This is a genomic window from Neochlamydia sp. AcF95 (genome assembly GCF_018342455.1).
Classification (GTDB): Bacteria; Chlamydiota; Chlamydiia; order Chlamydiales; family Parachlamydiaceae; genus Neochlamydia.
Genome location: NZ_JAEMUC010000073.1, coordinates 72485 through 80954 on the forward strand (window position 1 = coordinate 72485; position 8470 = coordinate 80954).

Sequence of the window (8470 nt, forward strand, 5' to 3'; positions counted from 1 at the left end):
GAATAATAGCTTCTTTATTTAAGGAGCAACGTTATACTAGATTTATCACCTAAGGTAGCACCCACTGCGATTTGGGTATTCCAAGCTTTGCCAAACTATTCGCATCCAATGGTTTTGCCAGTAGTTCTGCTTGCCAATAGGCTATTTTTCCAGAGCGAATATTTTTTCCAAAGCTTCTTTTAAAGCGGCAAATCGCCGTTTTGGTAAGCGATCTTCTATAATATAGCCGCGAAGCTTTTTTTAAAGTTGCTTGGCATTACCATCTCCTCCCAAGATGTAAATGACTTTTTTAAAGCATCTTTTTTTTATTCAAGGCCTGTCCGTAGCTTGTCTAAAGTTTTTATGTTAGCTGGCTAAATTTTATAGCTCCCCATCTGTACTCAGAAAGCTTTTTATTGTCATTCCTCATTCATTAATGTAAAAAGGGGTGCCTTCGAGATAATTCTTTTATCAGCCAAATAAGCCGAAATAGTAGTTAAATAATTTTGGGCTTGCTGAAGTTTTTGTTGGCTAAACAGCGAATAATCACAATGCTGCAGATCTAATAGCTGAATTTGAAAATGGGCTGTTGTACGCTTAGTTTCTTCATCTGCTTGTTGAAAAGCGGATGATGGGAAATAGTCGTTAAGGATATTCCCTAGCTGCAGAGCAAGCCGACGAATAGGATCGGCAGGCAGAGGAGCATGAGGGATTTTTTCACTTGGAAGAAAGGTCTCAACAGAGAGAGAAGAGCTCGGAGCTTGAGCTAGGTGAGCTGCTTTACGATTTGGTTCTCTCTTACATCGATAAGAGTTTGCTTTTATTATCATAGGAGTGGCTAGAGATATTTGTCCCTCTCCTTGTTTTTGCTCATCTTGATTTCTTAATAACAGGTTATTAATAGATCGTATAATTTCCTTATCGTCTATCTGATTTTCGTAAAGGCCTAGATTAGTAAGCGAGAAATTACTTTGTAGGGCTTGAGCCAAAGTGCTAGCGCTTTCATTGCCTATCTTATTATTCTGGAGCTTTAATTCAGTAAGCGAGGAGTTGCATTTTAGAGCCTTAGCTAAAGCGTTAGCGCCTTGAGGACCTATCTGATTATTTCCAAGCACCAGTCGAGTGAGAGAGTTATTGACTTCTAAAGCTTGAGCTACAGCGGTAACGCCTTCAAAGCCTATTTTATTTACGTTAAGATTAATTGCAGCTAACGAGTTATTAGTTTTTAGGCTTTCGCTTAGATTGATAGCGCCTTGAGAGTCTACTTCATTCCAGCTAAGGTCTAGTACAGATAGCGAGGTATTCGTTTTGAGAGCTATAGCTAAGGCGCTAACACCTTCCTGGCTTATTTGATTGCTAGAAACTTTTAGTGCAGTAAGGAAGGAATTCCCCTCTAATGCTTGAGCTAAAGCGGTAACGCCTTTATTACCTATCCGGGCTCCTTCCAGTTCTAGCTCAGTTAGCGAGGAATTGCGTTTCAAGGCCTGAGCTAAAGCGGCAGCGCCTTCAGGGCCAACCTGATTGGCTCCAAGATATAATTTAGTGAGCGAGGAATTGCTTTGTAGGGCTTGAGCTAAATCGCCAGTCCCTTCATTGCTTATCTTGTTGCTGTTAAGGTACAGCGTAGTAAGCGAGGAGTTTCTTTGTAGGGCTTGAGCTAAAGCGCTAGCCCCTTCATTGCTTATCTTGTTGCTGCTAAGGTATAGCGTAGTAAGCGAGGAATTGCTTTGTAGGGCTTGAGCTAAAGCTTTAGTGCCTTTATTGCCTATCTGATTGTAGAAAAGATTAAGCTTGGTAAGCGAGGAATTGTTTTTAAGGCTTCTAGCTAAAGCACTAGCGCCTTCATGGCTTATCTCATTCTGCGAAAGCATCAGAGTATTGAGCGAGGAATTACATTCTAGGGCATGGGCTAAAGCGTTAGCACCAAGATTGCTTATTTTATTATCTTCAAGGTTGATCTTAGTGAGCGAAGTATTGCATTCTAGGGCGTTAGCTAAAGCACTAGCACCTTGATCACGTAGGTTGCCTTTATTAAGATCTAAGTAGGAAAAAGAAGTATTGGCTTTAAGCCCATCCGTTAGAGCTCTGAATTCTATCCTGGATAGTCCTCTTGGAGGAATCCATTCAACAGAAGAATTATCAAGCAAACCTTTAAGAAACTGTATGACCTCTTTAGAGAAAGTTTCTAACTCATAGCGAATAAGCAAAGGTTGTTCATGGATAATGTCAACATGAGGCAAAAAAGAGAGATTACACCCAGCCAAGGTCAAACTTTTAAGCTGAGGGCATTTTTGAACTAAAGCTTTAATTTGGTGGACAGAAAGCCGTGAGCAGCCTTCAAGCTCAAGTTTCTCTAAAAAAGGAGCGTCTACTTCTAGAAAAGTTAGTGCTCGATTACCTTTCAAAGCCAGGAAACGCAGCTTAGGAGCTTTTAAGCTAAGCTTAAAAAGACGCATACAATTAGAGAGGTCAATAGAGTTTAAGCAAGACAATTCGGGAAAAGAAAATGATGTTAAAGAAGAACAATTGCTGGCATCTAACTTAGTAATGGCTGCAGAAGCTATTAGCAGGCTTTTTAAGAGAGTATCATTTAAAGCTTGGCAATTCTTCAACGTTAAAGTCTCAAAAGACGAGGAAGCCATGGCTTTAAGCAAAGCAAGTTCTTGCTTTTGTTGAGATATATCTATAAATGCTAAAGCAGCTTCTCTTAAGTCATCCGTCAAAAGCTCACGAAAAGGAATAATATTTCCTTTTTGCATGGCAGCGGCAACGGCGTGAAGATTCCTAGGATAACTTTGGCTGACTAAAACTTCAAGCTCTTTTAAAGCTTCTTTAGGGACATAGCGCTGTTCATGCTTAACTAAATCTTGAGTCGGCATGTTGCTCGATTTTAAAAGCGAGCGGCTAGTGCTGCTAGTCTCTAGACCATTAAGACTTTTTTCATAATATTGGCCAGGTCCTTTTAAAAAGCGCTCATAAATTGAGGTTTGCTTATTTTGCAATAGATGCTCATAATATCTTCCAAGAGGAGGGTCTAAGCGGATTAAAAGCTCTAAAGGAGTTAAATTGGCATTGTTTTCTAATTTTTTTAAAGCTCGTTGCAAACGACTAAGCTTTTGATAAATTTTAGCTACTGTTCTAGGGGGTAAAAGGATAGAGATGACAGGATTTTGCTTATTATAAGCGTAGACAAATTCACGATCTTTTTCGGTAAAGAGTTTAGTATAACGTTGCTGTTGCTTATCTAAATTTCTTAGCCAAGTTTGTAACAATTCTAAAGGGTTGATCTGTAAGAAGCGTTCTTTTGTCTTATGATGAAGGGGCTCGTGCATTTGGTTTAAGCAAAATAGGATGCATTTAACTTGCAGCTTTCCTTCTTCTGAAAAAGAAGGAATAAAAGCATGATCGTTATCAACACAAACTAGCTGCTCTTTTACTTCGCCTAGATGGTTGATAAAAGATTGTAGGATGTAGTTATCAGGCTTACCATCCTCAGGATTAACTAGCATGGATAGAAGCATCATATTATGCAGACGGTGTAAATCTAACTTAGTGAGCGTATTACCTGTTTTTAAAGCTTTGTCTAAAGTTTGCCCTTCGCTTGTTTCTGAGACTAATAGAGGATAAGGGTTAAGGCGGGCATTGTAGCATTTGAATAGCTCGGTTTCTGGTGTACCATGTCCAATAATCAGGCGATGTAGGCTTCCTACCGCATATTCCCTGCCTGCCATCTCAGGATAAGGCTTAAAATGCAGTTTGCGATGTAAATAGCTTACTGGGGTAGCGGCGCTGCGTCCTGAAGTCTTAGGTAGCTTAATAAATTCTAAGGCTGCATTTAAAGGAAGCTGCTGCATGACTAACGGATGTAACTTAACCACGCCTGAGTCTACACCTTCCCATTCAAAGCCTTGGCCAGTAGCTGGTAACGTAAAGAGCGCAAGAGAGCGTAGGTAAGCAAAAGCTGGCCATTGAGCTTCTAGCAGTTGCAGAGTTTTTCCTAGCTCAAGGTTTTGCGCATGTTTTGTGGCAAATTCCAAAATTTTAGCTGGATGTGTTTTAGCCCCTGCTCCTTTCTTAGCAAGCTCGATAAACACGAAGATGTTGTCTTCCACCATAGCTTTTTCTAACGGTGTCATTCCTTTATGCAAAGAATTAGGATGATTATCAGGGTAGTCTAAATCTACTCCTCTGCTGACCAACTTAGCTAATAAAAGAGAAAAAAGGTTAGGCGCATGGCTAGCTCGATTAATGAGAGAGAAAAGAGGAGGAGAGTATTGCTCATCAACGGCATTAGGATCGATATCTTTTTGAGTTAGCAAAAGATCTGCTATCATAATTATTTGCTCTTCTGCTAGGTGCGGTAAATCATAGGTTCGCATCAGCTTATGCAAGGCCGTTTGCCCAGCTTCATCCGTTTGGTTGACTTTAGCTCCTAACTCCAGTGCCAATTTGACTAGGGAGGCTTTACCTAGTTGGATAGCCATCAACAGAAAATTTTGCTTTTGTACTATGGAAAGAGGAACCGGGAGACAGAAAGAAAGATTACTGATTGCTTTTAGGGTCTTAAGTAAGGTAGGTAAAGGGGCTGACCAATTAAGGCTTGTTACAAAATCGCTGACTTCTTCTTCTAAAGGTACCAAATGTACCTGAAGGCTTGCAGCTTTTAAGTTAAAAGATCCTATAAGAGCTTCGACGTTGGTGCGTTGGCGATGCAGAGTTAGTAGCGCATCTAAAGGATTGGCATGCTTTTGCATCAGGGCTTGATAGCAGGCAAAAGCAGTGGGCTCTAAAGCTTTAAAAAGGTCATAGTGGTTTACAAGATCTGGTTTAAGCTCTTTTTGAAGGGATTGTAATTTATTTAGAAGGGCAGCCAATAAACCTTTAGGCAGCAAGAGGGGCATATCTAGCTTTTTATCCCCTGCTCCATCTATAAAATCTTCTTTAGTCAGCTGATGTTGCTGAATAAGCCTTTGATACTGCTGGTTTCTTTGGTCTAATTGCCTAATCCATTCCAGCAAAAAATCACGAGGGTTTAAATTCGAAATATGGTTTTTGACTGAAGGAGCGATCGACTGGTTCATGCATCCTTTAAGCAACAATGGTAAGCATTTTAAATGGATGCCATGTCCTTTTTCTGCCCGAATAATAGCAGGTTCAAACGCCCGATCATTATCAATACAGGCTAGCTTTAAGCGTTTCAATTCTTGATCTTCCCACTCGAGTTCAACGATGTAATTATCAGCTTTGCCATCATTAGGTAAGATGAGGAGGCTGGCAATGACTAAACTGCTAAAATTCTCTTTATCCATTTTCTTTAGTAAAGGAGGAATAAGACGAAAAAGCTCTCCTATAGATTTTTTTGGAAAAAGTTTAGCGATCCAGCGTAAAGCTAAAGGCAGATCAATTAGAGAGGCTAAAGAAGATTTTGCAGCTAGCTTAGGATGTGCCTTTAATATAGCTAAAAGCTGCCAAAAATTATTTTCATTTTTAATTTTTAAATAATCTTCACAAAAAGCTCGCAAGCCTTGTTCTTCAGATTTTAGATTAAAATCTCCTGTAGAAGAAAATTCGCTTAAACATTGATTTTCAGTTAGTTGTGCCATCCAACTCTTATATTCGTGGAAAAGCTGGGAAGGATTAGAAGGATAGGACTTATGTGCTTCTTCTAAAAGGGAAGGCCAGCTTTCGATAACATCCTGCGCAGTTAATAAATGTTCATCGCATAATAGATCAAACATTTCTAAGACGTTAATAAGATCTGCCAGTAGCATAGCTTGAGGGCGTGTAGCTTTAGGAGAATGGCCGATAGTATAGCCTATCTGGACTGTACGAGCTTCCAAGTATGTGACTGCACATAGCTTTTCTTTAAGCTCTGGGGTATCTTTAAAGATTTGCTGAGAAGTTTTACCTTGCTGCAGTTGCTGATTAAAAGCTTTTCTAGCTTCTTGATCTAAAGAAGCTTGCCAGTTGTAGGTTAAGATGTTGGAAATTTTTAAGAAAGATGTGGGGGCAGCAATCAAAGACTCTGTAGAAAAAGCTTGGGTTAAAGAGGTAGCTGCATATTCCCAGGCAGGCTGTAGATAATCCGAGACTACAGCAGCGGTGGGATTGGCTTTGCAATGTAGACCTTGCAAAGAGGCAACGGCATGCCTGCCATGTGTGTTGGTACGGCAAGGGAGTCCTAACTCATCGATAGAAAGCATAGCACGTGCTTTGTCTATATCAAGAAGAAGAAAACCTATGGAATCTCCACAGACTTGGGCTTTTAAAGCTAGCAAAGCTTCTCTTTCATTTGCACTAGAAGTTTCTAAGAGCTGTTTAAGGAAAGTGGCATAGTAATCCCTCAAAGCTTCTAGTTTTTCTTTATATGAAATAGTTGTAGAAGAATCTAAAGCGTTCTTAATACTAGCTAAAGCTGTATGAAAAGGCTGTAAGCGCGAATCGGAAGCCTCTCTTATTACCTGCTTGATTATCTCTTCTCTTATCTCTTCTTTAAGCATCAAACAAGGTAGCTTAAGAGTAGGCAAAAGCTTAGCTAGTTTATCTTTTTCTTCAGACGTATAAAGAGAGACTTCAGCATAAAGATGAGCAATGGTTTCTCCTAATAGGTCCTTTTCGCGACCTAAATACCCTATTAGGCGCTGGGTTAAAAGCTTTTCTTCTTGTGCGGTTTTTTTTATAGATGAAAGAGGGGATGGGAAAGGATTTAAAGAAGGAGCTGCTATATTATCTTCAATATCTGAACTAGCAGAAACAACGTTAAAGCTGCCTTCTGCTTCTGTATGTAATGATTGATAAAAGATACGCGATGAATGACCTAAGTCGGGAAAAATTTGCATGTAAGCTCGTTAATTTTTTTTGATCATTTTTTCGAAGCTATCAATGTTTACTTAGGAAAATTCAAAAGCAGTTGAGCTTTAATTTCTTTAGCCTGCCGCTTAGGGACTATAGTTAAAAGGCTCTCTAAGAGCTTAGCATGGGTAGAAACAGTTGCTTTTTGCCAGCTAGGATGCTTAAGCAAGATATTGAGGATATCGACTAATCCCTCTTCAATAGCATAATGCAAAGGTGCCTGGCCTTGGCTATCCTGTTGAAGAATATCCAGTTCTGGATAGCGAGTTAATGCTAATACCATACTCATATTTCCTTGTAAGACAGCAAAATGAAGGGGTGTTTGGCAATGATTTTTCTCATGTGTTCGTGCATTGATATGAGCACCATTTTTAAGCAAAAGATGGGCGTTTTCTACTTTGCCACAAAAAACAGCACGATGTAAGGGCGTGCGATCCAATCGGCCTTTGGCATTAATGGTAGAGGGCTTGTGTCGAATAAGTAACTGAACGATCTCAGCATGACCTTTTTCAGACGCCCAATGAAGAGGTAAATAGCCTTCACTATCCTTTAAAGTTAGGTCAGCACCCTTATCAATTAGAAGCTGCAGCGCTTCTCTTTGATTATGATAAGCGGCGTAATGTAAAGGAGCAAAGCCTGCCTGAGAAGGTGTATTAACGAAATCTTTACGACCCCATCTCCATTTTTTGCTAATTTCTTGCTTAAGATACTCGACAGCTCCTAACTGGCTGGCTATAAAAAGATCGGTGACTTTTAGATCCTTTTGTAGCTCTTGCTTTTGGGCTCTTAGTTTCGCTAGCTCTGGCTCCATGGCTTCTTGCAGCTCATAGCCTTGATCTGTCAGTTGTTGCTTGCGCTCAAAAAGTTTTTCAAAGAGATCTTGATACCTTTCAAATTTCTCTTTAAGCTGAGCTTGCATTTGGTCTAAATCGGTTGTTTCTCCTAGAGGAAATTCTTCTTTAAGCTGATAGATATTTTCCTCTAGCCTTTGCTGGTAGGCTTGCTCTAAGGTAGCTTTGGTTTGAGCATTAAGCTGGATTGTTTGGCCTTCTATCACAATTAGCTCTCTTGCATCTAACAGTCCTCGGTAGTTTTCTAAGCAGCTTTCTTTAATGCTTTCTATCCTTGTATCGATTTGCTGTTGAATGACTGAGATTTCTCTTCGATCAAGAGGTGGCATAAGCTCTTTTAAATAAGCATCCATGATGTCTGTTGTCAAAGCAGCATTTTCCTGCATAGTTTCATCAAAAGCTCCTATAATTCCTCTTAAACGATAAACTTCTTTTTCAATTCTGGCCATCTCACTACTGATTTGATTTAAAGAAGCATCACAGTGGATGATTGGACGGGAAGGATCGTAGTCTAGGGAAGAAGAAAACTGCATAATTTTTATTCCTTAAGGGGGAAGGGTTAAATATCTATAGTTTTATTTAAAAAGCAATCTAAGCTTTTAAATGAGGCTTCTTTATTTGGTCAAGGAAATATTTGTTGCAAAAATGTTTTTTGGCTTTAAATATACCTAACTCACCTTACGCACAGATGAGTTGAAAAAATTATTCTAGAGGTATATTTTTTTCTTTGAAAAGAGGAGAAAAAAATGAAACTTGATCTTCTTGATATTTATACAGATTATCTTATC

At 39.4% G+C, this 8470-nt stretch carries 2 protein-coding genes; both read right to left on the bottom strand.

The window, feature by feature from the left end; translation table 11 throughout:
• Nucleotides 1-398: 398 nt before the first annotated feature.
• A complete protein-coding gene (locus NEOC95_RS09155; RefSeq protein ID WP_213152590.1) occupies nucleotides 399-6818 on the bottom strand; it encodes a hypothetical protein in 6420 nt (2139 codons plus the stop codon).
• A gap of 47 nt (nucleotides 6819-6865) precedes the next feature.
• Nucleotides 6866-8215 carry an ankyrin repeat domain-containing protein gene (locus tag NEOC95_RS09160; RefSeq protein WP_166158287.1) on the bottom strand — a complete coding sequence of 450 codons (1350 nt, stop codon included), beginning with the start codon at nucleotides 8213-8215 and terminating at the stop codon, nucleotides 6866-6868.
• Nucleotides 8216-8470 lie beyond the last annotated feature (255 nt).

What these genes read in the sequence shown, in the direction of transcription:
- NEOC95_RS09160 (WP_166158287.1), bottom strand. Translation starts at nt 8,215, where the DNA reads ATGCAGTTTTCTTCTTCCCTAGACTACGATCCTTCCCGTCCAATCATC.
- NEOC95_RS09155 (WP_213152590.1), bottom strand. Translation starts at nt 6,818, where the DNA reads ATGCAAATTTTTCCCGACTTAGGTCATTCATCGCGTATCTTTTATCAA.